Annotated in this window: 19 protein-coding genes; 7 read left to right on the top strand and 12 right to left on the bottom strand. The window is 71.1% G+C overall.

Annotated elements, in window-relative coordinates; all coding sequences use genetic code 11:
- Positions 1 to 2: 2 nt before the first annotated feature.
- The 5 genes from BLT23_RS03515 to BLT23_RS03535 are packed head-to-tail and all read right to left on the bottom strand — an operon-like array spanning position 3 to position 6,353.
- A complete protein-coding gene (locus tag BLT23_RS03515; protein WP_090045485.1) occupies positions 3 to 3,734 on the bottom strand; it encodes an eCIS core domain-containing protein in 3,732 nt (1,243 codons plus the stop codon).
- 22 nt (positions 3,735 to 3,756) lie between these two features.
- Positions 3,757 to 3,936 (bottom strand): DUF6760 family protein, encoded by a 180-nt coding sequence (locus tag BLT23_RS03520; protein ID WP_143035802.1) that lies wholly within the window; start codon positions 3,934 to 3,936, stop codon positions 3,757 to 3,759.
- Entirely contained in the window at positions 3,933 to 4,322 is a 390-nt protein-coding gene (locus tag BLT23_RS03525) for a hypothetical protein (RefSeq protein WP_090045487.1), read from the bottom strand. The genes BLT23_RS03520 and BLT23_RS03525 overlap by 4 nt, the downstream gene beginning before the upstream one ends.
- Positions 4,319 to 4,783, bottom strand: a complete 465-nt coding sequence (locus BLT23_RS03530; protein ID WP_090045489.1) for a phage tail protein — start codon at positions 4,781 to 4,783, stop codon at positions 4,319 to 4,321. Before BLT23_RS03530 ends, BLT23_RS03525 begins: the two co-directional genes overlap by 4 nt.
- A gap of 34 nt (positions 4,784 to 4,817) precedes the next feature.
- Positions 4,818 to 6,353 (bottom strand): phage tail sheath family protein, encoded by a 1,536-nt coding sequence (locus tag BLT23_RS03535; RefSeq protein WP_090045492.1) that lies wholly within the window; start codon positions 6,351 to 6,353, stop codon positions 4,818 to 4,820.
- A 184-nt stretch (positions 6,354 to 6,537) separates the two neighbouring features.
- Between BLT23_RS03535 and BLT23_RS03540 the strand changes: the two genes are divergently transcribed.
- Positions 6,538 to 7,188, top strand: a complete 651-nt coding sequence (locus BLT23_RS03540) for a Pvc16 family protein (protein WP_176946568.1) — start codon at positions 6,538 to 6,540, stop codon at positions 7,186 to 7,188.
- 16 nt (positions 7,189 to 7,204) lie between these two features.
- A complete protein-coding gene (locus BLT23_RS03545; protein ID WP_090045496.1) occupies positions 7,205 to 10,378 on the top strand; it encodes a COG1361 family protein in 3,174 nt (1,057 codons plus the stop codon).
- A gap of 96 nt (positions 10,379 to 10,474) precedes the next feature.
- Here BLT23_RS03545 and BLT23_RS40520 read toward each other — a convergent pair whose 3' ends face one another.
- Positions 10,475 to 10,624, bottom strand: a complete 150-nt coding sequence (locus BLT23_RS40520; RefSeq protein ID WP_176946569.1) for a hypothetical protein — start codon at positions 10,622 to 10,624, stop codon at positions 10,475 to 10,477.
- A 151-nt stretch (positions 10,625 to 10,775) separates the two neighbouring features.
- Here BLT23_RS40520 and BLT23_RS39825 point away from each other — a divergent pair, with 151 nt between their 5' ends.
- Positions 10,776 to 11,135, top strand: coding sequence for a hypothetical protein (locus BLT23_RS39825; protein WP_143035803.1), 360 nt, complete (start codon positions 10,776 to 10,778; stop codon positions 11,133 to 11,135).
- A gap of 54 nt (positions 11,136 to 11,189) precedes the next feature.
- On the opposite strand, the gene BLT23_RS03555 is transcribed toward BLT23_RS39825, so the two are convergent.
- From BLT23_RS03555 to BLT23_RS03565, 3 genes are all read right to left on the bottom strand, one after another.
- On the bottom strand, positions 11,190 to 11,666 hold the full coding sequence (locus BLT23_RS03555; protein ID WP_245743523.1) for a MarR family winged helix-turn-helix transcriptional regulator: 477 nt from the start codon (positions 11,664 to 11,666) through the stop codon (positions 11,190 to 11,192).
- Positions 11,667 to 11,728: 62 nt separating this feature from the next.
- Complete coding sequence (locus tag BLT23_RS03560; RefSeq protein ID WP_090045500.1) at positions 11,729 to 13,759, bottom strand: xanthine dehydrogenase family protein molybdopterin-binding subunit; 2,031 nt, start codon at positions 13,757 to 13,759, stop codon at positions 11,729 to 11,731.
- Entirely contained in the window at positions 13,756 to 14,226 is a 471-nt protein-coding gene (locus BLT23_RS03565; protein WP_090045502.1) for a (2Fe-2S)-binding protein, read from the bottom strand. The genes BLT23_RS03560 and BLT23_RS03565 overlap by 4 nt, the downstream gene beginning before the upstream one ends.
- Before the next feature lie 91 nt (positions 14,227 to 14,317).
- Here BLT23_RS03565 and BLT23_RS03570 point away from each other — a divergent pair, with 91 nt between their 5' ends.
- The gene (locus BLT23_RS03570; RefSeq protein ID WP_090045504.1) at positions 14,318 to 15,316 is read left to right on the top strand and encodes a hypothetical protein; all 999 of its coding nucleotides are present in this window, start codon (positions 14,318 to 14,320) and stop codon (positions 15,314 to 15,316) included.
- 151 nt (positions 15,317 to 15,467) lie between these two features.
- On the opposite strand, the gene BLT23_RS03575 is transcribed toward BLT23_RS03570, so the two are convergent.
- Both BLT23_RS03575 and BLT23_RS03580 read right to left on the bottom strand, forming a co-directional pair.
- Complete coding sequence (locus BLT23_RS03575) at positions 15,468 to 17,684, bottom strand: hypothetical protein (protein ID WP_090045506.1); 2,217 nt, start codon at positions 17,682 to 17,684, stop codon at positions 15,468 to 15,470.
- 12 nt (positions 17,685 to 17,696) lie between these two features.
- Positions 17,697 to 18,740 (bottom strand): hypothetical protein, encoded by a 1,044-nt coding sequence (locus BLT23_RS03580; RefSeq protein ID WP_143035805.1) that lies wholly within the window; start codon positions 18,738 to 18,740, stop codon positions 17,697 to 17,699.
- 475 nt (positions 18,741 to 19,215) lie between these two features.
- Here BLT23_RS03580 and BLT23_RS03585 point away from each other — a divergent pair, with 475 nt between their 5' ends.
- Both BLT23_RS03585 and BLT23_RS03590 read left to right on the top strand, forming a co-directional pair.
- Positions 19,216 to 20,109 carry a fibronectin type III domain-containing protein gene (locus tag BLT23_RS03585; RefSeq protein ID WP_143035806.1) on the top strand — a complete coding sequence of 298 codons (894 nt, stop codon included), beginning with the start codon at positions 19,216 to 19,218 and terminating at the stop codon, positions 20,107 to 20,109.
- A gap of 269 nt (positions 20,110 to 20,378) precedes the next feature.
- Entirely contained in the window at positions 20,379 to 21,011 is a 633-nt protein-coding gene (locus BLT23_RS03590) for a TetR/AcrR family transcriptional regulator (RefSeq protein WP_090045514.1), read from the top strand.
- Here BLT23_RS03590 and BLT23_RS03595 read toward each other — a convergent pair.
- Complete coding sequence (locus BLT23_RS03595; RefSeq protein WP_143035807.1) at positions 21,004 to 24,618, bottom strand: type I polyketide synthase; 3,615 nt, start codon at positions 24,616 to 24,618, stop codon at positions 21,004 to 21,006. The two genes, BLT23_RS03590 and BLT23_RS03595, sit on opposite strands and share 8 nt — an antisense overlap.
- 297 nt (positions 24,619 to 24,915) lie before the next feature.
- On the opposite strand from BLT23_RS03595, the gene BLT23_RS41260 reads away from it, so the two are divergent.
- A complete protein-coding gene (locus BLT23_RS41260) occupies positions 24,916 to 25,500 on the top strand; it encodes a LuxR C-terminal-related transcriptional regulator (RefSeq protein WP_245743525.1) in 585 nt (194 codons plus the stop codon).
- Positions 25,501 to 25,504: the final 4 nt, after the last annotated feature.

Consider the following 25,504-nt stretch of genomic DNA (forward strand, 5'->3'; position numbering starts at 1 on the left):
TTTCAGCTGAAGTCCATCAGTCGGCCGGACCGTTCGCGTTCGACGAGCATGTCGAACCGCAGCCGGGCCGACAGGTGGCTGTAGATCCGGGCCGACAGCTCCTCGAACTCGTCGGCGTCGTCGAGGTCGAACCACCGCCGCGGCGGCTCCTCCGCGAAGATCTCCGCGAGCCGCTCGGCCAGTTCCTCCGCGTCCGCTTCGGACGGTTCCGGCTTCTTCTTCGTGTTCCCGGAACCTTGCTCTGGCGGATCTTCATCGTCTTCTTCCGCGTCCTCGTGGACGTCGTACTGCGCGTCCGTCAACATCTGTTCGTACACAGCGCGAAGCGACTGGAAGTTCGACCTGTCGTCCTGGAAGTCCTGTGCGGTGAGCATTTCGCCGCCGACTTCCTGCCACGAGACCCTGAGCATCTCGCGCGCGTCCAGCACAGGCATCGACTCCCCGGCACCGAACACCCCGGACCGGGCCGTGGGCTGCGGCCGTTCTGGCGGCGGGGAGGTGACGGGGTGCAGCAGAGCTGGAGGCGGCCCGGTCGCCCCGCCGGCAACCCAGTCCTCGACCCGTATGGCGTCCTCTTCGAGCTCTTGTCCTTGTGCCGACAGCCGATCCGGCAGTGCGGCACCGAAACGGCGCTGCTGGAGTGCGTGGGTGAGCTCGTGCGCTACCAACGGTGCCGCCTCCGTGCTGTCCAACGCCCCCAGTTCGTGCGGCACGTGCACGACGCCACCTTCGGTGAAGCCCCGCACACCCAGCACCCTCGCCGTCCGGGAGGTTTCCTCGCCGCGCAGCACCGGGATGTCGTCCACCTCCACTCCCAGCGCGAGCGCCACCGGTCCCGAGACCGACCTCGGCACTGCCTCGGTCTCGGGGCCGGTGCGGTCGTTGGAGAGCGGGGACGGCGTTGTGCCGCGGAGTGGAGCGAACTGTGCTGTGGCTGGTGTGTGGATTGCTTGTGTGGGCGGCGTCTTTGGGGTGGCACGGGTGTGCGTCGGCTTCTGAGACTGGGGGATCTGCGGCTCTTTCGACGTGGTGCGGTGAGGTAGCGGAGCTGACCGCGTCGGTTTGGGCTGGGTTTCCTCTTCGGGGGAAGGAATTGCGGGGGTCATGCGATCCGCAAGTCCGAGGGTGACGTCTCGCGTGTCCGCGGGTGGCTCGGGATCACCGGCCTTGCCGTCTTCGGCGAGTGGCAACGCCGGGATGGTGGTCGCGGCGGGAACCGGAGCCACGCCGGGTTCGGCCTCGGCGTGCACCAGCGGCACCACCGGGGCTTCGGGATCAGTCCGTGGTGTCGCGGCCTCCGGAACCGCGCTGGGAAAAGGGGTGCGACCACCCAGCCCTCGACGCCGCGCCTCGGCCAGCGTCGCACGGCGCACCGGACGCGTGACGTCCTGCGGCACGGATGGCATGGCGTCGCCGGGCGTGCTCCGCGTGTCCGCGCCGTAGCCCGGCGTCTTGCCGACCAGCGGACCGGTCGGAGCAGGCGTCGGATGGGCCTGTGCCGGGAGAGGTGGTGTCGGTGCGAGGGTGGCTGACGCCGGGGTGGGTGGTGCCGGGTTGGTTGGCGCTGGGCGAGCCTGTGCCGGGTGGGCCTGTTCCGGAAGAGGTGGTGCCGGGGTGAGTGATACGGGGGTGGTTGACGCCGGAGTCGGTCGTGCCGGGGTGGTTGGCGCCGAGGTGCTTGGCGCTGGGCGGGCCTGTTCCGGAAGAGGAGGTGCCGAGGTGAGTGGTGCGGGGCTGGCAGACACGAGGGAGGGTGGTGCCGGGGCGGCAGACGCCAGAGTGGGTGGTGCCGGGTTGGTTGATGTCAGGTTCGGCTGTGCCGAGCTGGGTTGTGTCGGGCCAGGCGTTGCCGGGCTGGCGGGCGTCGGGCTGGGCGGTGTCGGGCTGGATGGCACTGGGTGGTTCGGCTGTGCCGAGTGGGTGGCGGCCCTCTCCGGAACAGGTGCGGCGGCCGGACCGGGGCTGGTGTCCTGGGGGACCGGCGTGCCACGGTCCTGGACCGCGGATCGTTCGGGGTGGGTCAGGGGCGCGCGGTCGTCGGTCGCGACTGTGCGGACGACCGGTGCCGGGCGCGACTCGCCGTTGGTCTCGCGGTAGAGGTTGTCCAGCACGCGGTCCTTCTTCTGGTACGCGCGGTGCATGAACTCGGAGGGCGTCCACGGAGTCGCCGGGACGACGCCTGCCTCCAGTGCGTCCGGCGGCGACTCGGTCAGCGAACCTGCTCGCAACGTCCCCTGCCTGGTGGCGAGCGAACGCGGACGGCGCGGCACGAGAGGCGCGTGCCCGGGCCGTTCCGCGTCGGCCGCGTGAGTGCCGCTGGTCGCGAAGGGTTCGGGGACGACTGCGGGTTCGGGGACGACTGCGGGGCCGGGGGAGGACACCGGCGGCGCACTCGGGCGGCCCGCGGTGCTGACACCGGCCTGGACGGAGCTTGCCGAGGACAGTTCGTCCACCGCCGTGGTCACCACATCCCTGATGCGCACCGCTTTCGAGGCGCCCGTGCCGGCCACGGCATCCGCGGGTTCCTCCACGGACGCGACCTCCGCCACGACAGCGCGCTCCCCGTCGACCTCGCCGACAGGACCGGTCCAACTCACCTTCTTCGGATGGACCATGCCGCCCTTTCCCGAACCGGCCGCCACGGCACCAGCCGCGTCCGCCGCACCGACCACGGGAACCGCCGCCCTGTCCCGAGCCCTCACGGCTCCACCGGCCGAGACGGCTTCCGCCAGGCCCTGGGAGGTCACCGGGTGCGCGGCACCGGCACCCCGCTTGGCCACCGGCACCCTCTCGGCGTCCACACCGCCCGGAGCCTCCCGGCCGGGGACGAGCTCGCCCGTCGGAACCCACCCCGAGTCACCGGCCGGGCCGCCCCAGCCGACCTCGGCCGGGCGGACCTCCGCCGAGCCAGCCTCAGCCAGGCCCTCCGCCGAGCCGACCTCTGTCGAGCGGGCGTTGGCCGAGCTGACCTTGGCCGAGCCGGTCTTGGCCGAGCCGGTCTTGGCCGAGCCGACCTTGGCCGCGCCGTCCGCAGCCGAAGCGCCCGCAGCCACGCCGTCCGCAACCGAGCTGTCCGCAACCGAGCTGTCCGCAACCGACTCGTCCACAACCGACCTGTCCGCAGCTCGTCCGTCCACAACCGGCCTGCCTGCGACCGGCTCGTCAGCGGCAAAGCCGTGAGCATCCCGTCCGTGGACACCCCGGTCATCGACACTCTCGCCGTCGACACCCCAGTCATCGGCATCCCAGCCATCGACACTCTGGTCATCGACACCCTGGCCGTCGACACTCCACTCACCAACACCCTGGTCATCGACGAGGTCGTCCGCGTCCCAGTAGCCCTCGCCCGCGTCCTCCCACAGCCCAGGCCCTTCGCCCGCCCGCATCCCGCGGCCCAGCCGCCGGAACCGGAGCCGCCCCCGCCCACGGGAAACCCGAGGACCGCTCCCGGGAATCGCCGTGACGATCCCCGCCACCCGCCCGGCCTGTCCGCCCCGCCCGAAGAGCAGTTCCGACGCACGCCGGGGCGAGAGCCGGTCCAGCACCCCCAGCGGTTCGGCCGACAGCGTCACGGGTGCGTCGCCGATGACCCCGGACATGCGGGGGACGTCCCGCCAGGACGGGCGGTGCCGGGGACGTTCGGCGGGGGCGAAGCCCGCCGGCTCGGCGACCTCGCCGGGAACGACCAAGTCCACAGTGGACTCAGCACGTTTCTTCCACGGCCAGCGGAACATCCGATCCTCCTCTCCGGTGCGGTCAGTACTCCTGGGGCGGCTGGTCGACGCGGGTGTTGATCGCGCCGATCTCGTGGATCACCCTCGCCCTGGTCCGGTGGTCGAGCTCGAGGATCGACTCGAAGGACCAGTGCAGGTAGTAGGCGATGTAGACGATCTCCTCCCACAGCCGGTCCCGGTCCTCGACGGTGATCGGCTTCACGGGCCGACCTCACCGGCCACGTCCACGAGGAACTGGTGGCCGCACTCGGGACACGCCACCTCGCCCTCCGTGTGGCCGAGCTGGTTGACCCGGCGGTAGAGGTCCTGCAGGAAGGTGAGGTCGGAGGCGAACATGTGCTCGACGACGAACCTGTCCACCGCGGGCAGGGTGCCGAGGCGCGTCAGGGTGCGCATGATCAGGTAGATCGTCAGGTAGGACGGGTTCTGCCGCACCAGCGGCTCCGCCTGCGCGGTGAGCTCGTCCTTCGCGGTCGCGAGGCGGAGCGCGCCCTCCCGGTGGAGGCGGCCGTCCTCGTCCACGTAGCCTCGCGGCAGCGTGAACGGGAACTCGGTGCGCAGTCCCGGTTGCACGGCCGCGGCGGTCATTGCTTGATGTCGATCTGCTCGCAGGTGAGCGTGACCGTCGCGATGGCGGCCTCGCTGCCGCCCGCCTTCATGCCGGCGATCTCCAGTTTGGACGGCCACGCGTTGAGCAGGTCGTAGGTCTGCTTGATCACGCCCGCCATGTCGAGCAGCAGCAGCGAGCAGCTCCTGCGCGCGGTGGGCTGGCCCGCCAGGACCTCCTGGTGCCACGTCCACAGCGCCATGTCCTGGTCGACGCCGCGCTTGAGCACGACGGTGGCGGGCTTGGTGCGGCCGAACTGCTTGGACAGCGAGACGCCGAGCCGGTTGCTCGACATGTACTCGCTCACCTCGACCTCCGAGGTGATGCCGGACAGCTCCGAGAACGAGATCTCGCTCATCCGGTCTGCGGTGATGACGAAGCGCGCGGCGCTGACGAGCGTGCTGGTGTTGGTGCTGGCGGTCGAAACGCGGGGGAAGCTCATGGCACGGTCTCCAAACGGGCGTCAGGTGGGGTGGTCACTCGTCGAGGGCGGGGCCGTGCGGCATCTGCGCGATGCGGAACACGACGAACTCCGCGGGTTTCACCGGTGCCACGCCGATCTCGATGATCAGGTTTCCGGCGTCGCGGGACTCGGGAGGGTTGTTCTCCTCGTCGCACTTGACGTAATAGGCTTCCGCGGCGGTGCGGCCCATCAGCGCGCCGTTGCGCCAGATCCGTTGCAGGAAGGCGCCGACGACCCTGCGGACCGAGGACCACAGGTACTCGTCGTTGGGTTCGAAGACCACCCAGTTCGTGCCGTTGAGGATCGACTCCTCGATGAAGTTGAACAGCCTGCGGACGTTGATGTAGCGCCACTCGGGGTCGGACGAGAGGGTCCTCGCTCCCCAGAGGCGGATGCCCTGGCCGGGGAACGCCCTGATGCAGTTGATCCCCACCGGGTTGAGCAGCTCCTGCTCGACGCGGCTGATCGCGGTCTGGAGGGAGACGACGCCGCGCACGACCTCGTTGGCCGGCGCCTTGTGCACGCCCCTGGTCTCGTCGTTGCGGCCCCAGATCCCCGCGACGTGCCCGCTCGGCGGCACCGCGACCGGCGTGCCGGTGTTCGGGTCGAGGGTGGTGATCCACGGCCAGTACAGGGTGCCGAACTTGGTGTCGTACCCGGCGGTCTCGGAGCGCCAGTGCCGGATCTGCTGCGAGTTGAGGCCCGGCGGCGGGTCGAGGATCGCGACGCGGTCCGACATCAGCTCGCAGTGGGCGATCATCGCCTGCTGGACGGCGCGCACGCCGTCGGCGTCGATCAGGCCCTGCTGGTGGGCGGACATCAGGTCGGGCACCAGGACCATCGTGATCTCGTCGATGGCCTCGAAGCCGCCGATGCCGGTCCGCTCCACCGGGTCGCCGACGTACGTCGCCGCGTTGAGCACGACGGGTTCCGGCGCGGCGCCGCCGAGCGCGACGACGGAGTCCTTGCGCGGCAACGCGAGCGCGCCGGACTTGTGCTGCTCCAGGCTCACGAGCTTGGACTGCTTCGACACCACCGTGGCGACGTTCTGGGGTCCGCGCTTGGCGGTGACGTTGTCGAACGACTCGACCACCTTGCCCGCGCGCAGCACGTCCAGCCGGAAGGTGTCCTCGCCCGGCTCGCCCGGTTCGGCGATGGACACCGAGTACTCGCCCGCCTGGGCCGCGTCGAGGGCCTGCACGGTGAACGCGGGCTTGTCGTCGCCGGCGGCGGACGGCACGCCGATCCGCTCCGCCGTTCCCTTGACCGCCTGACCGTCCGGTTCCGGCTTCGCGATCCGGATGACGTAGGCGGCGCCACCCCCGTTGAGGAAGTAGCCGTAGACGGAGTGCGGGAGGTACGCGCCCTCCACGAAGCCGCCGAACACCCGCGTGTAGTGGGTCCAGTTGGCGATCAGGACCGGTTCCGACAAGGGGCCCTTCTCGGCGAACCCGACGAAGCCTGCCACGGCGGTTCCGACGCCCTCGATGGGCTTCGAACCCGACGACACCTCTTCGACGTAGACGCCTGGGGCCAGGTAGTTGGGCATCGACTCTCCCCGTTCGACCGAGAAACCACTCCGGGGAAGGGTGTCACCGCGAGGCGTCCGCGAGACGGTGTCCGTGCGCAGCGCGACGGCTATCGCGCATTGCCTTCGAGGGCAACGAGAACTGGTCACGCCGGTGTCTTCCGCCGTCTCCCGCGCGCCGGGTGCCCGTCCGACACTGGCGCGTGTGCTGGCAGATCTGACGTCATCGATCCACAAGTGGCTCGCGGCCGAACTGGTGCCGGGAACGGAGATCGGCTCCGACCCTCCCGCGCTGCTGAACGGCATCCAGCGCAGACCGAGGCGGGCGGGCCTGCTCAACCTGTTCCTGTTCGCCGTCACCGAGGACCTCGACGGGCTGCCCGCGGCCCCGGTGCGGGTGCGCGACGGCAACGGCAGGGTCATCGGCTCGTCCGCCCCCACCCGCAGCTACCACCTGTCGTACCTGGTGACCGCGTGGGCGGCCGACACGACGGAGGAGCTCGACCTGCTGGGTTCGGTGATCGCGGCGCACGCGGAGCAGGACTGCCTCACCGGCGAGCACCTCCAGGGTGCGTTGCGGCCACTGGAGTCGGCGCTGCCGGTGCGGCTCGGCTGGATGCCGAACGCGGGCAACGCCGACCTGTGGGGTGCGCTCGGGCTGCCGATGCGGACCGCTCTCGTCCTCACCGTGACCGCGCCGGCCCTGCCGCGGCGGCTGCGCCAGGCCGCACCGCCGGTCCGCAGCCTCGAACTCGAGGTGCACGACCTGTCACCGGGCCCGGCCGCCGAGGACGCCCCGGACTCCGCGCCTGTCTCGCGCAGGCGCTGGGAACGCACCACGATCACCGAGCACTGACCCAGGAGGCCCTGCCGTGTCCCGACTTCAGGCCGCGATCGCGATCACGCTGGTCGTGGTGCTCTCCCTGCTCGCAGCGGGCGGCGACGCCGTGCGGCCGGGGCCGTTGACCGAGAACGTGGCCAGACCCGGCCTGCTGCCGCCACCCCCGCCCGAACGGCTGGAACCGTCCTACCGGGAGGCCGTGTACGGGGACTTCGTCCTCGCGGGCAACAGTGTGCTCCGCTGCCCGGTCGAGGGCGAGGAACCGGGCTCCCACAGCCCGGAGCAGTGCCGTGCCGCGACCGCGGGGAACGCGGGCTCCGGCGGTGCCTTCGAGGACGGCAGCGCCAACAACAGCGGCTACTACCTGCACCACGCGGACGTGGACGGCGTCGCGGACACCTTCAACTCCAGCCGCGCGACGGTGACCATCCCGGCGGGCGCGAAGGTGCGGCACGCGCGCCTCAACTGGGGCGGCCACACCGGCCGGTTCATCGGCTTCTCCGGCGTGAACTGCGTGCAACCCCTCGCCCTGCAAGGAGAGCGTCCACCACAGCCGGCCGCCGCCGAGCCGCGCGACCAGGCCGTCCGCCTCGCAGTCGGGCAGGGCAGGCCGGCGGTGGTACCGCTCGACCCCGCGCACTTCCGCACCACCGACGGCCTCACCGAACCGACTCAGATCTACACGAACTGGGCCGACGTCACGGACTTCTTCGGCGGGGTGGCGGGCGGCACGCCGGTCAGCGTCACGGTCGGCAACGTGTGGGTGCCCACCGGTCCCGGTTGCGCGGGCGGGTGGTCGCTAACGGTCGTCTTCGGCCACGACGGGCCGACCCCCGCCCACCCCCGCCCGAGGGTCGTCGACATCTACAGCGAGGACCTGCCGCGAGGCGGGGCGTTGCTGCCGGGGTTGCTGGAGCCGCTGCTGCCGGGCGTCCCGCCGATCCTCGACGGCCTGCTGCCGGGCCTGGTGCCAGGGCTCACCGGCACGGACGTGGTGCTGCCGGGCGTCACGCGGAACAAGGCGGGTGCGGACGTCACGATCGGCGTGACGGCGTTCGACGGCGACTGGAGACAGGGCGGCGAGAGCCTGACGGTCGACGGCGCCGCGGTGGTCGAACCCTGTTCCTCCGACGGCACCGCGGACTTCTTCCGGTCGTGCGCCCTCGGGGCGGAGGACCCGCTCGGGCCGGGGCCGAGTCCGGTCAACAACCTCAGCGTGGACGCCAAGGTGTTCGCCCCGCCGTTGTCCGACGGCGACTCCGGTGACGTCGAGGTGGGCATGAACTCGGTCGGCGACTTCGTGGTGGTGCACAGCCTCGTGATGTCCGCCGCCGTCGAACCGTCCGTGTCGATCACGCTGACCGGCCCGTCCGAGCCGGTCAAGGAGGGTTCGCTGGTGAGCTTCACCGCCGAGATCACCAACGACGGGTCGCTGCCGCTGACGGAGGTGGCGCTCACCCTCGACGGCGGGGCCAGGTGCACCCCCGGCCGGTTCCCCGCTCTGGCGCCGGGTCAGGCGGTGGCGGCCACGTGCGTGCGGACCACGCCCGGCTCGGCGGCCTTCACCACGAAGGCGACGGTGACCGCCTCCTACCTCACCGGCACGTCCGGGAAGGTCACCGCGAGCGCCGAGGTCACGACCGACGTGGTCGCGTCCGCGTACGTGGTGGAACGACTGCCCGACCGGTTCGTGGTGCGGCAGGGCGCGACCGTCGAGTTCGCGGTGCGCCTCGCCAACAACAGCGACGAGGACCTCACCGAGGTCGTCTACCAGGACGACCTCGTCGCCGGGTGCGCCGCTCCCGCGGCGGTGCTGCCCGCACGGTCGGAGGCCGAGTTCACCTGCGTCGCCACCGCTCCCGAGGCCACCTTCCAGAGCGGCGGCGTGATGACGGCCGTGACGGCGTCCGGGCAGCGGCTCACCGTGTCCTCGGACCGCGTCACGGTCTCCGTGATCGCCCCGGCCGTCGCGGTGGCGGTTTCCTTGCGGGACGACGTGGTCTACCGCGGGACGGAGGTGGAGCTCACCTTCTCCGTGACCAACACCGGCACCGGCGACGAGGAGGCGCTGACCGACGTCGCCGTCACCGCGGAGGGCCTGTGCTCGCCGGAGCCGATCGCGCAGCTCCTGCCGGGCGAGACGGCCGAGGCCGGGTGCGTGGCCGACGCCGTGCGGTCGCAGGACGTCGTGGCGAAGGCGCTGGCCACGGACGTGAGCGGCGAGGAGGTGGCGGGGGAGTCGCCACCGGTCCCGCTGACCGTGCTGGAGCCCCTGATCACGCTGACCCAGGTGAGCGACCGGCCCGTCGTGCGCAACGGCGCGGAGGTCGGGATCACGTTCACCGTCGAGCACACCGGCACCGCCGAGGACGGGCCGGTGACCGACGTGCGCATCGCCAGCCCGACGCTGCCGGCCGACTGCCTGCCCGAGGTCGTCCCCTCGCTCGACCCCGGGGACACCGCCGAGGCGTCCTGCCGCGCCACACCCGACCGCAGCTTCGACAACCAGGCGTTCGCGGGCGCCACCGACGCCACGGGCAGGGCGATGACGGTCGGCACGACGCCCCTGCGGGTGGTCGTGATCAACCCGGCGCTGACGATCAGCACCTCCGTGACCCCGGAGACGGCCAAGCGCGGTGCGCGCGTGGACTTCTCGGTCGTCGTGCGCAACATCGGCGACGTCCCGATGACGGTGCGGGTCCGCAACGACAACGCGGCCGACTGCGACTTCGGCCTCACCGGCTCCGGTCTGCCGGCCGGAGCGGCGCACGGCGTCCGCTGCACCGTGACCCTGCCCGACGGGGACACGGGGGACGAGCTGACGAACACCGCGTCCTTCGAGGCCGCTCCGCTGCCCGAGGTCGGCGACTCCGGCGAGCCCCTGACGGGAGCCGACGACGCGACCGTGACCCTGGAGGCCGGGCAGGCACCGGCGCCGCCCCCGCCGGGGACCGATCCGGGTGAGGCTCCTCCGCCGGGAGGGGTCGGCAACGGGACGATCGGCGCGCCGGGCAACACCGGCACCGGGCGGTCGTCCGGAACCTCGCGCGACGGCCTCGCCTCGACGGGTGCCTCGATCTGGCTGCCGATCGCCCTCGGCGTGGGCCTGCTGCTGGCCGGTGGCGCGGCGCTGCTCGTGACCTCCCGGCGGCGCCACGAGCCCGGGACCGTGCTCTACCGGTGGTGGCCCGAGTCGCGGCGCTGACCAGGACGGGCACGGGGAGGGCCGCGGGAGAGAACTTCGCCGGCGGCCTTCTCCGCGTCTGGAATGGTGTCACTGTAGTTTCAGTGTTGACCAAAATCAGACCTGGCTGCGGCGATCAGTCGGGCGCCACGTGCGCCACAAGCCCAGGCTTTCGACCAGGCCGCTGCCGCGCCGCGCGGCGATGCTGAACCGGGCCGCTGTCGGGAACCGGCAGTCGGCGGGCTCCGCGTTGTGCGAAACGGACAAGCGGCAGGACGTCGTCCCGGGCATCCTGAGGTCAGAGCAGCGCCGCGACGTCCCGGGCTCGCCGTCCCGCTCGTTCACCGATGGGCCGAAGCGGGATCCGCTGTTTTCTCACGGCCCGATCCGCCACGGCAACCGAGGAGGCATCATCCCAGTGACCACGTCGCCGGCCGAAGTCCAGACCTCACCACAGGGCGTTTATCGACTGCGCCTGGCTCCGCGGGAGGTCCGGGAGCTGCGGAAGTACCTGTCGGTGATCGTGGCCAGGGTGCGGGCGGCGATGATCGGCGGCTCCCGCACTCCCGGGAAGCTCGTCGTCGACCTGGACGGCGCCACGGACGTTCCTGTCGTGCAGCTGGTCATGCTCGTCAAACTGCTGCGCCGCAACCTCGGTGGCGGTGTCCACATCGAACTGTCGGGTGTTCGGCCCGCCGTCGTCGGGTCGCTCGTCGCGTTCGGGATTCCGCAGGACGTGTCCGTGACCGACTCACGCGGCCGGGCGTGGACCGGCTGACGTGCCGTACCCGCGCCCGGTGGCTGCGAGAGCCCGGCCCCAGCGCGGTGCCGGTCAGTCGTCCGGTGCCGAGGTGACCGCCACGATCAGGGCCATCAGCTGGCGACGGAAGTGGTCGTAGTCCTCCACCGCGCCCAGCAGGACGTCGGACTCGCGTTCCTCGCGGCGCACCGTCGCGAGGGCCCGGCGGCCGGCTGGGGTGATCTTCACCGATGTCCGCCTGCGGTCGTGCCGGTCCTGGCTGCGGGCGACGTGCCCGCCGCGTTCGAGGTGCTCGATGGTGCGGCTCATCGTCTGGTCCGTCACCCGGCACAGCACGGCCAGCTCGCGCTGGGAACGCGGGCCGTCGGCGAGGTGGTGCAGCGTGATCATGCCGGCGTGGGTCAGGCCGCAGCCCGCCAGGAAGTCCTCGAACCGCTTCTCCACCACGCGAGCCGCGACCGACAACAGCCTGCCGGTCGGCCAGGAGGCGACGTCCGCGCTCACCTGGCCGGAGCGGTTCGCCACCGCCAGTTCGTCCTCGTCGGCCACTGTCTCATCATCCCAGACCGGCCCATCATCCCAGACCGGCCCGTCAACCCGGACAGGTGCGGTCAGCCCACCTCGGCACCGAACGGCATACCGGTGACGGGTGCACCGCCCGCCAGCGCGGCGGCCACGGCCGCCGCGGCCGGGGGATAGGCGAGCTCGCCCAGGCCGCCGATCGGGGCGTCCGACGCCACGACGGTGACGTCGATCTCCGGGGCCTGGCCGATCCGGGACCAGCGGTAGTCGCCGAACGTCGACTCCACGACGCTGCCTCCGCGCACGGTGATCTGCGCTCCGAGCACTGTGGACACCGCGTCCACCACGCACCCCTCGACCTGCGCCCGCACTCCCGAAGGGTGCAGGGCCACGCCGACGTCCACCGCCGCGTGCACGCGCAGCACCCGCCGCGAGCCCGGCTCGGCCACCGCGACCACGGCGATGGCGGAGCCGTAGTCCTCGTGACAGGCGACTCCGCGAGCGGTTCCGCGCCTGGCCGGTTTCCTCCACTCCGAACGGTCGGCGACGGCGTCGAGCACGCGGTGCAACCGCGAGTCCGCCGGGAGCAGCCCGCGCCGCAGCGCGATCTGGTCGATGGCCGACCGGGTTCCCAGCTCCGACAGGAAGCACTCCTCCGCGTAGAGGAACTGGCCCGCGTAGACGGCTCGCCAGAACCCGGTGCGCAGCGGGGCCGGGCGGACGGTGACCGAGACGTCACCCGGGACGGTGTAGGGGAAGTGGTCGCCGCTGGCGCGGATGAGGGCGGGGTTGCCGAAGGCGGGAAGCACGGTCAGCGGCCAGGTGACGACCTCGTGCGCGCGGCGGACCGGCAGGCCCGCCCCGTCGACCTCCGCGGTGAGGCGGTGCACCGACATCGGGCGGTAGGAGTCGTGGCGCATGTCGTCCACACGGGTCCACAGCACGGAGACCGGAGCCCCTGCGCGCCGAGAGCAGGCCACCGCCTCCAGCACCGGGTCGGGCTCCACGCGCCGGCCGAACGACCCTCCGGAGGCCGTGACCTCGACCCGCACCGACGCCGCGGGCAGACCGAGCTGACGGCTGAGCAAGGTCCGCAACCCGCCGGGGTCTTGAGTCGGAGCCCAGACGCGCACGCCGTCCGCGGTGACGTGTGCGGTCGCGTTCATCGGTTCCATGGGCGCGTGCGCGAGCAACGGCATCCGGAACACCCGTTGCACACCGGCGACCGGAGCCTGCGCGGGCAGCGCGGCTTCCAGATCGGCCAGCCACGCCCGGCTGTCGGCCTCCGGGGTCCCGCCCTGCCACGTGACGCGCAGGGCGTCACGGCCGCGCAGCGCCTGGTGGGTCTTCCTGGCGATCACGGCGACACCGCCCTGACCGTCGGCGGGGGCGTTGAGGGTCACGACGTCGACGACACCGGGCAGCGCGCGGGTCGCGGCGTCGTCGACGGTCGCGGGCACGGCTCCGAGCCACGGCGGGCGTGCGACGACCGCCACCAGTCCGCCGGGTGGGCGGGCGTCGATGCCGTAGCGCGTGCGGCCGGTGACGACGTCCCGTGCGTCCACCCGTCCGTCACGGGTCTTGCCGAGCAACCGCCACCGCTGCGGCGGGGTGAGCTCGACGGGCACGGTGGCCGGGTCGAGGGCGGCGGCCGCTGGGACGAGCGCGCGGTAGGGCAGCCTGCCTCGGCGGGGGTGGTGCACCGCGCCGTCGCGCGCGGCGCATTCGGCCGCCGCAACCCGCCAGCGTTGCGCCGCCGCGGTGACCAGGAGGCACCGTGCTGTCGCCGCCGCCGTGCGGATGGGGACGGACATCTGGCGCACGGAGGTCGAGTTCGCCACCGTCTGCGGGCCGTACTTCTCCGTGTCTCCCGGGGCTTGCTCCAGCGCGACGTCCTCGGCGCCGACGGCGAGCTCCTCCGCCACCATGAGTGCCATCACGGTGCGCACGCCTTGGCCCGTGTCGGGTCGCGGCACCGTCGCGGTGATCCGTCCGGCGGCGTCCAGGCGCACGAAGACGTTCGGGGTGAGACCACCGGCGGCTGCCAGTGCCGGCACGGGAACCGCCACGACCAGGGCGGCGACACCGCTGCCGCGCAGGAAGGTCCGCCGGTCGATCATCGCGCCTCCCGCATGATCCGGCTCGCCCTGCGGACCGCGGCGCGGATGCGCGGGTAGGTGCCGCAGCGGCACACGTTGTCGCGCAACGCTTCTTCGATCGCCGCGTCGTCCGGGTCGGGGTCGCGGGCGAGCAGCGCCGCCGCGGCCATCACCTGTCCCGGCTGGCAGTAGCCGCACTGCGCGACGTCGAGCTCGCGCCACGCCCGCTGCACGGGGTGGTCGCCGTCGCGGGACAGGCCCTCGATCGTCGTGATCTTCGCCTTGGTGGAGTCCTCGACCGTGCGGGAGCACACGCGGGCCGCTTGACCGTCCACATGGGACGTGCAGGCGCCGCACAGGCCGACTCCGCAGCCGTACTTGACCCCGGTCAGGCCCAGCTCCTCGCGGAGGGCCCAGAGCAACGGGGTGTCGCCCTCCACCTCGACCTCGTGTCGTTCACCGTTGACGCGCAACAGGTATCGGGCCACCTCAGGTCCTCCTGATTTGCTCAGTCCGCTGAACATAGCGACGCTCGCGCGGACCGGCAAGGAATTGTTCAGCACGCTGAACATCCGCATAATGCTCAGCGTGCTGAACAACGTGCGGCCGTCCACTCGCCGTGTCCTGCTCTGGGGAGCGGTGGCGAGCGCGCTGCTCACCGCCGGGGTGTGGCTGCTCGGCCAACGGCTGCACGGGGTCACGTTGCTGCCGGACCAGGGCGCGTCCTGGTACTACTGGAAGCTGTCCGATCCGACCTTCTGGACCAGGGCGTCCGCCTGGTTGGGCTACGCGGCGCACCAACTGGTGTCGTGGGGGCTGATCTACCACGCCCAGACCCGCGTGCGCCGGTACACGAGCGGCCTGCACCGCCTCAACGTCGCCGCGCTCGCGCTCAACGCCGGTTTCATCGCGCTGCACGCCTTGCAGACGCAGTTGTTCTACGACAGTCTCGCGCAGGACGTGTCCATCTTCAGCTCGCAGGGCTCGGTGGTGCTGCTGCTCGTCGTGGTCCTGCTGATGGAGAACCGCCGCCGCGGCCTGCTGCTCACCTGGAGGGCGCCCATCTCGGCGGAGGTCGTCGGGTTCGCCCGGCGCTACCACGGCTACCTGTTCAGCTGGGCGGCGATCTACACGTTCTGGTACCACCCGATGGAGTCGTCCAGCGGGCACCTCATCGGCTTCTTCTACATGTTCCTGCTTCTGGTGCAGAGCAGCCTGATGTTCACCGCGGCCCACACCAACAGGTGGTGGACGCTGACGCTGGAAGTGCTCGTCGCCGTGCACGGCACGCTGGTCGCGGTGATGAACTCCGGTCCCGGCGGCGCCTGGCCGATGTTCCTGTTCGGCTTCGTGGCGGTGTTCGTGCTCACCCAGATGCACGGCGTCGGGCTGAGCACGGCGGCACGGTGGTGGATCGGCGGGGTGGTCGTGGTCGCGGTGCTCGGGGTCTACTCGTGGCGGGGGTTCGGCAGGATCGACGAGGTCGCGCGCATCCCGGTGATCGAGTACCTGCTCGTCGCGGTTCTCGCCCTGCTGCTCTGGGCCGGTGTCCGGCTGGCCGGTCTCGTCAGGCGGTGAGTCCGGCCCGCAGCGGCCTCCGTCGCACCACGGCCGTGCCCGGTGCCTCGATCAGCCTGCTGCCCGTCTGCCGCGTGGCCGGGCGAACGGGCTCGGCCGGGGAGTTCCAGCCGAGCCCGTCGATCGTGCGGCAGATCTCCGAAGCGTGCTTTCAGTTGTAGCGGCTCCAGTGCGGGGGCTTGCTGCCGGCCGGGACGGCGGTCTCCAGGTGGGCGCGGAGGCCGAACTCGCCGCCGTTGCCGCGCGGGCCGCCCGCCGTCGGGTTCGTCGCCGAGACCCACTCGCCCCACAGCTCGTCACCGGACGCGCCGTCGGCGACGAACAGGAACGTCGAGGTGAACGGGTGGTACCACTTGCCGGGCACGTGCGTCCCGTTCTCGGTGTACCCGGCGGCGTCGACCGTGCGGGCGGACCACTTCTTCTGCGAGGCGGGGCCGTCCTCCGGCCCGATCCTCGCCGGCCTGTCCGGCGTGAACCGGTACTGCTCGTCGCCGTCGTCGCCGTACGCGGTGAGCTTGCCCCACAGGTTGTCGACGCGGACCTCCATCTTGTCGATCCCGCCGTCGACGTTCTTGAACTGGTGGATGGGGATGCCCTTGTCGGTGCGGGTGGGCAGGCCCGCCAGGTTGCCGGGGGGAGTGGTGTCCTCGAACTCCCAGTCCGGCAGGAAGATCCGGCCCTCCAGCTCCTCCCGGTTGCCCGTGTCGAGCCCGGTGGTGTAGACGCGGGCCCACAGGAACCGGCGGCCCGCCTCCTCCTCCGGCTCGGAGGTGAGCAGCGAGATGACCGAGTGGCCCTCCTTGGTCCGCGTCGGGACCTCGTACTCGGCGGTGGTGGCACCACCGGGCGCCAGCGGCGTCGCGTCGTGGCCCGCGAGGTACACGGCCTGGATCTCCGCCGCCAGGTCGGCGCCGGAGTAGACCTCCGCGGCGGGCGTCAGCGGGAGCATCACGAAGATCTTCCGGACGATCGCGGTGATCACGGGCGTCAGGAAGTCCGTGACGCTCAGCGCCTTGTTGGTGAAGTCGAGCGTTCCCTCGACGATGCTCAGCGGGTCCCGCACCGTCGCCTGGATCGCGTCCAGGGTCTGCTCGGGGATGGCGGCGAGCCTGGCGGGGACCTTCCTCAGCTCGGCCTGGATGCTGCCCAGACCGGAGGTGAACCTGGCGACGACCTGGTCGACCCACCCGTCGACGTCGTTTCCGCCGGGGTACATGGCCGCGTTGAGCGCGTCCAGGAGGTCACCGGCCTTGTTGGCCTCCTCGGTGGCGAGCCACTTCTTCGCCAGCTCGATCCTCGCGTCGAAGAAGCCGTCGACGACGGAGAGGATGCCCGGCTTGATCAGCAGGCTCCAGCCGGGCACCTCGCCCAGCCCGATTCCGGCGGTGTTCACGATCGCCGCCACGAGCGCCTTCTGGTCGCCCGCGAGCTTCTTGGCGAGGTCCAGCGGCTGGAGCTTGGCGAAGACCGCCGCCTTGCCGTGCTCCGACTTGAACATCTCGACCATCACCCGGCGGTAGAGCGACCGGCCCGCCATGACGGCCCACGGCTTCACCCCGGAGACCGCCGTGATGGCGATCTTGGTGTACGGCTCCGGCACCTCGCCGCCGAGGGTCAGCGCCAGCTCGGTGAGGCTGTCCGCGATGCCCAGCAACCTTTCCAGGACGTTCGGGTCGGCGTTGACGTTGATCGCCTTGATCGCGATGTCCACACTGGAGCTCGTGACCGAGTGCGCGATCTTGGTGACGGACGTCGACGTCGAGGTGACCTCGTCCATGAACTTGGCCTGGACGCTCTTGTGCTCGTCGAGGACGGCGCGCAGCTTCGTCTCGTCGTGCGTGGACAACACCTTGGTGGTCCACTCCTCGTACTTCTTGATCTGGCTTTCGAGACTGCTCTTCTTGACGTAGAGCGAAAGCGCGTCCTTCTTCGCCGACACCAGTTCCTTGGAGTACGTGATGTGCTCGTGGTCCTGGAGCTTGTCGACGGCCGTCCTCAGCGCGGACAGCAGCTCCTTCTGCGTGGCCAGCACGGCGAGGTTCATGTTGACGACTTGCAGAACCTCTTCGCGTTCCTTTCTGATGGCGGCGGACAACCCTCCCCGCGCTCCGCCGGGGCCCTGGGACGGGACCTGGGCGAGGGCGTTGGCGACGTGCCCCTCGACCTGGGGGCTCACCGCGACGGCGGCCATCATCTGGTTGACCAGGCCGGGGACGTTCGCGGGCTGGGGGGCACCTGCCTCCGCGAGCGCGACCGCGGCCTGGGCCTCGACGGCCTGGCCGATCTGCTCCCTGTTGCGGTGCAGGAAACTGGCGAGGCTCTGGCGCAGCGACTGCTTGGCGCCGGACTTGTCCTTGTTCTCAGGCATGGTGGTTCCTCCCTAGGCCGAGGCGTCGTCGGCGGTGAACTGCTCTTCCAGAACCTCCACGAGGATCTGCTGGATCTCCTCGGCGGTGAGCTCGGCCGCGCCGGGCACCTCCGCGATGGCCTCGGCGAGACCGGGCACGATCGTCTCCTCCAACAGGGTCTGGACGATCGTCTCGGTCGCCCCGGTTTCGGTCAGCGTCTGGATCACCTGGGCGTGGTCGTCCGCACCGCCCCCGGCGGCGGTGACGATGCCGTAGGCGGCGAGGAACTCGGTGCGGGCGGGGATGTCCTGGCTTTCGGCGTGGGAGAGGAGCTCTTCGACGCGGCGGGTGAGCTCGGTGGCTCCCGCGGGTTCTTCGCTTGCCCAGTAGCGCATTCCCTGGGCGAAGTCGGCCCAGGTGGGTTCGGTGCCGTCCCAGCCGCCCGCCCACTTCGTGAGGTAGGCGCCCCAGAGGGACTCGTCGAACGGCTCCTCCGCGGCGGCGGTGACGATGCCGTAGGCGGCGAGAAATTCGGTGCGGGCGGGGATGTCCTGGCTTTCGGCGTGGGAGAGGAGCTCTTCGACGCGGCGGGTGAGCTCGGTGGCTCCCGCGGGTTCTTCGCCTGCCCAGTAGCGCATTCCCTGGGCGAAGTCGGCCCAGGTGGGTTCGGTGCCGTCCCAGCCGCCCGCCCACTTCGTGAGGTAGGCGCCCCACATCGCCTCGTCGAACGGCTCCTCCGCCGCCTGGGCCACCGGCTGGTTCTCGCGGTACTTCGTCAGCACCGCCGAGACCACCGCGCCGCGGGAGTCACCCGCGAGGTCGACGACGACCTCCATGGGCGTCATCACCGACCTCATGTACGCCTCGAACGCGTCGCGCTCGGCGCTGGTGAGGTCGGTGGCCTTGCCCGACAACGAGCTCCAGTAGCCGCTCCAGTCCGGCGGTGACCCCCCGTTGTCGTCGACCGCGTCGTGGTAGCACTCGCTGATCAGCCGGAACCAGTTCTCCGCCCGGCCCTCCTCGGCGATTCCCGGCGCGATGATCGCGCCCACGGTCACTGCGTCGTCAAGGGACATCGTGTTTCCTCTCGGCTCACTCCGGGGGCGGACGGCCTCCCACGGGTGGCGGGGTCGTGCCCCGTCACCTGCCCTGCGGACGCGATACCGGCGTCCGCAGCCGAAAATAGGGCGAACGGGACGGTGCCGGGAGGCAGCGGCGGACACATCCGCAGCCGGTCGGAAGTGCCCGTGGGGAAAGGGGAAAGCGCATTCGAGGGCAACCACCCCGTCCCTGGGACTGTCCGCCGTTCGGCTGCGACGCCTCGCCCGGCCGGACGGCGGAAGCCGCCGCACGCTCCCATCCGGGTCCACTGAGGACGGTGTCGATGCGTTCGACAGTCCGGAGTTTCCACTGGCCGAGGGCGACGGTGCGTTCGTATGGTGGGCTCGTACGTCGAGAAATCAACCGTGCTGCCGCTGAATGGGCGACACGAGCCGATGTTGACGTGCGGGACACTTTCCGTGTTCGAACAAACACGGAGAGGACACGAAGTTGCGAAGAATAGGTACACCACCCCGCATCGCCGCCCTGACGCTGGCATCCGCTCTCCTGGCCGCCGGGGCGCTGGCGGGGGCCGCGACCCCGGCGTCGGCGCAGACGACGGCGGTGCGGATGGACTACACCTGCACGACCTCCGCCGGACCGGCCGTCCAGCTGACCGTGTGGGTGGTCGGCGGTCTGCCGGACGACGGCGCGGGCCCGAACTCCGTCGCCCGCCACGAACCCGCTTTCATCGACGTGGACCTGGACCTGCGCGAGCTGCGCCCGGTCCTCACGATCCCCGGCGGGGTGCGCCTGGACACCGACAGCACCGCGGTGCTCGACGCGCACATCACCGGACCGGACGGGACGCGGACCACCCAGGCTCCGTTCACCATCTCGCCCACGTGGCTGACGACCACCCAGGGGACCGCGGTGCGGGCGGCGGGCGCGTTCCCGGTGCAGTACTTCAGCACGCCGGGTGAGTACAGCCTGCACGTGGACGACCTGGCGCTGACGCTGCGCCCCAAGCGCGCCGACGGCACCTCGCTCGGCACGGTCACCGCGTCCTGCTCGCACGACCCGGCACAGACCGACCTGCTGGGCACCGTGACGTCGCAGGGCGCCATCTTCGAGCGGCCGCCGCGCCCGGACGGGCTGCGGGTGGTCTCGACGACCCCGACGTCCGTGACGCTGGCCTGGGAGGGCTACTCCTGGTGGTTCCCGGTCTACGGCTACGACGTGTACCTGGACAGCGGGCACGCCGGTCTGGTCACCGAGAAGCAGGTCACGCTGACCGGGCTGACGCCTGACAAGCAGCACCGGGCGAAGGTCGTCAGCAGGGACACCATTGGCGTCCGCTCGGCCACGAGCCAAGGTCTGATCTTCACCCTTCCGCCGGCCTGAGGCCGCACGTCCGTCCGTCCTGTGCCGGGCGACCGGGAACCCTCGCGGGGGCAGCGACGCATCCACGCCGAACGGATGCCGCTGCCCCCGTGCCGTGTGAGGCCACGGACATCCCGCTCCCGCGCCGGACTACCGTTGCCCGTGGTGCGTGACAGGACACGGGCTGGACAAACTGGTGAAATGCCGGATTCTGCACCTTCGGACGGTATTTTCGGACGCGTTGCACCGCTAGCCTGTACTCCGGTACACACTTAGACGGGAGTTCACGTATGGCGGGGACGCGGCGCGCGGCCGAGCCCGCGGAGCCGGTTCGGGCTGTCGGGCGGCGCGAGCGGCACAAGCGGGCCATGTACGAACGGCTGTACTCGGCGTCGATCGACCTGTTCACCGGACAGGGCTATGAGGAGACCTCGATCGAGGAGATCACCGAGCGGGCCGATGTCGCACGAGGCACCTTCTTCAACTACTTCGAGAAGAAGGAGGAGGTCATCGCGGCGTGGGGCGCGCGGCGGCGGGACACGCTGCGGGCGGAGCTCGGGGCGATCGCGGGTGGCGGCCTGGACGTGCTGACGTGTCTGGAGAACTGCATGCGGGCGCTGGCGAAGATCAACAAGTCGGAGTGGCGCACCACGCAGGTCATGCTCACGGCGTGGGTGAAGTGCGGCCACCCCATCTTCGAGGAGCCGTACGCGACGTCGTTGTTCGCGGAGATCGTCGCCGCCGGGAAGCAGGACGGCGAGATCGCCGCCCACGTCGACCCGACACTGGTCGGCAACATCCTGCGGGACGTCTACCTGGGCACGCTCTACCGGTACGTGGGTCGCGGCAAGCAGCCGACGACGCTCGCGACCGAGCTGGTCACGACCCTGCGGCTGGTGATGAACGGCGTGCTGGTCAGGTGAGGCCGTCGGCGAGCGCGCCCACGTCCTCCGGCCCCAGCAGCTGGGTCGCCGGAACCGTTCTGCCGAGGGACTTCTTCAGCCGGGCGGTGAGCTGCGCGGCCATCAGGGAGTCGAGTCCCAGGTCGCGCAACGCCCGCCGGGTGTCGAGGCGGTCCGGCGTCGTGCCGAGTACGGCGGCGACGTGGCCCAGCACCACCTCGCGGACGGGCTCGCCGGCGACCACGGGCTCCTCGCGCGGAGCGGGAGCCGGCACGGACGGCGGTGGTGCGGGCGTCCTGGCGGACCTGAGCAGGTTCGTGACGCCGTTGAGCAGCTCGGTGATGCCACCGAGGAGCGCCGAGGCGTCGGTCCGCACGGTGATGCCGGTCAGCTCGGCGAAGCAGTCGTACCGGTCGTCGTAGAGACGGACGTCGACGACAGGCTTGCCACGCCGCCGCCGTGCCACGGCCCAGAACTCGCCGGTGGCGCGGCCGGTGATCCGCACGCGGTCCACGCCCAGCGGGATCGCCGAGGAGCCCAGCGCGAGCATCAGGGCCTGCAACCCGGTCTCCACCACGACCGGTGCGGGTCCCGCCACGCCGAACCGCGCGACGGCCATGTCCTGGCCGCGCCACGCCTGGCGCAACGAGCGGAACGGGCCCTCGATCTCGTAACCGTGCCGGGTGGCCAGCTCGTGGAAGTCGCTGTCGCGCACGTACTCCCGGCAGCGTTCGAGCGCCCAGTCCAGCTCGACCGTGCTGATCGACCCGCCGCGTTCGAGCTCACCGCTCGTCAGCAGCGTGCCTTCGCCGGTGTGCACGGTGAACGCCCGCGTCCCGCCGCGTTCCGGCCGCAGCGTGACCGTCAAGCTGGGCAACGACTCCGGGTCAACGGCGCACAGCTCGTGGAACCGGACGTTCTTCAGCGCGTGCGCCGTGGACGAGCCCGTGCCGCGGGCGACCGAGAGCACGGCCTCGAACAGCGCCGCGCACGGAAGTGGCGTGAGACCGCGGAAACGCAGTCCTTTCACCGCTTCCGCGATGCCGAGCGCAGCGGCGTCGACCGCGCGGACGAGCTCGGTGTCCTCGGTGAACGACTCGAACCAGTACTCCTGGTGCTGCCACGGGTAAGCCGGCAGGGGTACGCACTGGCCGCCACCGAACCAGCTTTCCCAGTCGACCGGCACACCCGCGACGTGCAGGTGTCCGAGGGCTTCGGTGATCGTACGCAGCTCGGGTTCCCCGCGCCGCAACGACGGCACGGTGACGGCCTCGCCGATCTCGCGGACCGCGGCCAGCAGCACCGGGTGCGGGCTGATCTCCAGCACCACGGTGGGACGGGAGCCGGTGAGAACGCGGCGCACGGTGTCGGTGAACCGCACGGTGTGCCGGACGTTGTCCGCCCAGTAGCGGGCATCCAGCTCGCGCCGACCGTCATCGACGGTGGAACGGAAGTCGATCCGCGGTTCCTGCGGACGCAGCGCGTCGAGCTGTTCGCGCAACGCCACGGCGACCTTGTCCATCAACGGCGAGTGCGACGCCACGTCGACGTCCTTGATCGGGCGGTACGCGATACCGCGTGACCCGAGGTCCTCCGCGACGGTCGTCATCAGCTCCACCGGACCGGCCAGGACGCACGTGCCGGGGGAGTTGTCGGCGGCCACGCACACTTCACCGCGATACCGCTGTAGGAGCTTCTCGGCGTGCTCGGCGGACAGCTCGGCCCACAACATCGCACCGCTGCCCGCGGTCTCCTGCATCAACGCGCTGCGGCGGCAGATCACCGCGGCCGCGTCCCGGGCGGACAACGCACCGGCGATCTGCGCGGCGGCGACCTCACCCATGCTGTGCCCGACCACGACGTCGGGGTGCACGCCCCACGACTGCCAGTGGCTGGCCAGCGCGACCTGCACCGCCCAGAGCACCGGCTGGATCACCTGGATGGTCTCCGGCCACGGCGTAGCGCCGGTCAGCACGTCCACAACGGACCATCCGGCTTCGTCGCGCACCGCGGCGTCGCACTCGTCCAGCGCGGCGCGGAACGCCGGTGACACCTCGTACAGCTCGCGGCCCATGCCGCGCCACTGCGAGCCCTGGCCGGGGAACTGGAACACGACCTGCGGCCGTTCGGACGCACGATCCGGTGAGGTCTCGCCTGCGAGGAACGCCCGCAAACCCGACTGCAACTCGGCGATGTTCGTGCCGGTGACGGCGAGCCGGTGCTCGTGGTGGTCGCGACGCGCTGCGGCGGTGTAGCAGATGTCATGCACCGCAACGGCATCGTCCAGGCGACTGACGTACGCGGTGGCGGCTTCCCGCAGTGCGGCGGCCGACTTGGCGGACAGCGTGAGCACACGCGGCCGTCCGTTGTCCTCGGTGGGAACGGCATCTGGCGGCGAGGTGAGCACGACGTGCACGTTGGTGCCGGAGATGCCGAACGAGCTGACGCCGATGACCGGTTGTCCGGCGGTCAGCGGCTGGTTGCGGGTGACGAGCCGCAACGGCCCGTCCGTCAGGCCCTCGGCGGGCACCTGGCCGTGCAGCGAAGCCGGAACCGTGCGGTGTTCGGCGATCAGCACGGCTTTGATGAGTCCGGCGACGCCCGCGGCGGCCTCGGTGTGGCCGATGTTGCTCTTCACCGAGCCGAGCAGCAGCGGCGTGGCACGTCCCTCGCCGGCGACCTCGCGCAGGGCGGCCAGCTCGACCCGGTCGCCGACGCTCGTGCCGGTGCCGTGCGCCTCGATGTAGTCCACAGTGGAGGGATCGAGGCCCGCGTCCCGGTAGGCGGCCACGAGCATCTCGGCCTGGCCGCGCACGGCGGGCTGCAACAGCAGACCGCTGCCGCGCCCGTCGTTGCTCACCGCGCTGCCGAGCAGGACGGCGTGCACGCGGTCGCCGTGCTCGACCGCGTCGTCCAGGCGTTCCAGCACCACCGCGCCGATGCCTTCGCTGCGCACGAACCCGTCCGCCCGCGCGGAGCCGAACTTGCAGCGGCCGTCGGGAGCGAGCATCGACGCCTGCGAGTAGGCGATCGCGTCGTCGGGCAGCAGGATCACGTTGACTCCCGCGGCGATCGCGACGTCGCATTCGCCCGTCAGCAGTGACTGCCGGGCGTTGTGCACGGCGACGAGCGACGACGAGCACGCGGTGTCGACGACGATCGACGGCCCGCGCAGGTCCAGCGCGTAGGAGAGCCGGCCGGAGGTGACGGCGCGGAGCTCCCCGCCCGCCGCGTGCCGCACGTCGTGGTTGCCCGCGTCGCGGCTCGCCTTGCCGTACTCCGCGGTGGCCTGGCCGACGAACACGCCGACGCGCCGCCCGGCGAGCTCGGACGGCCGGATCCCCGCGTCCTCCAAGGCTTCCCACGCCACCTCCAGCAGCAGCCGCTGCTGCGGGTCCATCGCGCGGGCCTCGCGCGGGGAGATGCCGAAGAACTCCGCGTCGAAGCCGCGGACGTCGGCGAGGAACCCGCCGTGCCGCGAGATCGTCCTACCGGGTGAGGGTTTCGTCGAATACCACTCGTCGACGTCGAATCGATCGCGCGGGATCTCGCTGATGGCGTCGGTGTTGCGGGTCAGCAGGTCCCAGAACGCGGCCACGGACCCGGCGCCGGGGAAGCGACAGGACATGCCCGCCACGGCGACCTCCCCGCGGGAGACGGATCTGCTGGAGGCATGGCGGCGTGTCACGGTTCCCCCGGTGGGTTCAAAGTGGTTCCAAGTACAACTATGTACCCGAAGCCAACTTTAGTCAGTACGGTGATCCGTTGGAAGCCAAACTACGCAATTGCCGGTTCGACGGAGAGCCCGGTGATGACGGTCTCGCAGGGTGGAACACGACGCCCTACACTCAAATTCGGTCTTGCGTTCAAGTTTGTACTGGCGTACTCACTACAGCGGTCAACGGTCCGGCAGGGGGAGATCCACATGGCCAGGTTTGTGGTCGAGATGGTGTTCGAGACAGCGGACGAGCGGTTAGCCGAGGTCAGGCCCTCCCATCGCAGGTACTGGGAGGACCTGGCCGCACGCGGCGTGCTGCTGGGTGGTGGTCTGTACGCCGACGAGTCGGGCGGGCTGATGCTGTGCGAGGCCGCGGACGAGGCCGCGATGCGCCGTTTGGTCGACGGAGATCCTTACGTGCGGGTGAAACTGGTGCGCAGCGTCAAGATCCGCGAGTGGCACGTGCTCGTCGGCGGACTGACGTTGCCCTCCGACCGCGATCCTGAGCCGCGACAATTGGGATTCACTATGGTTTCCGGTGACAACTCGGGTTCACTGGTCGCCCGGATCGAGAGCGGCCCGCGCATCACCCGCGCCGCGGTGGCCGCCGGTCCCGCTCTCACCGCGCACGAGCAGCGCATCGCCGCACTGATCGTGGGCGGCAAGACCAACCGCGAGATCGCCGACCAGTTCCGGGTCTCGGTCCGCGCGGTCGAGCTGCACATCACCAGCATCTACCGCAAGCTCGGCATCAACCGCAGGGCGCAGCTCGCCTCCGCGCTGGCCGCCTGACTCC

The organism is Lentzea fradiae (genome assembly GCF_900100955.1).
Lineage (GTDB): Bacteria > Actinomycetota > Actinomycetes > Mycobacteriales > Pseudonocardiaceae > Lentzea > Lentzea fradiae.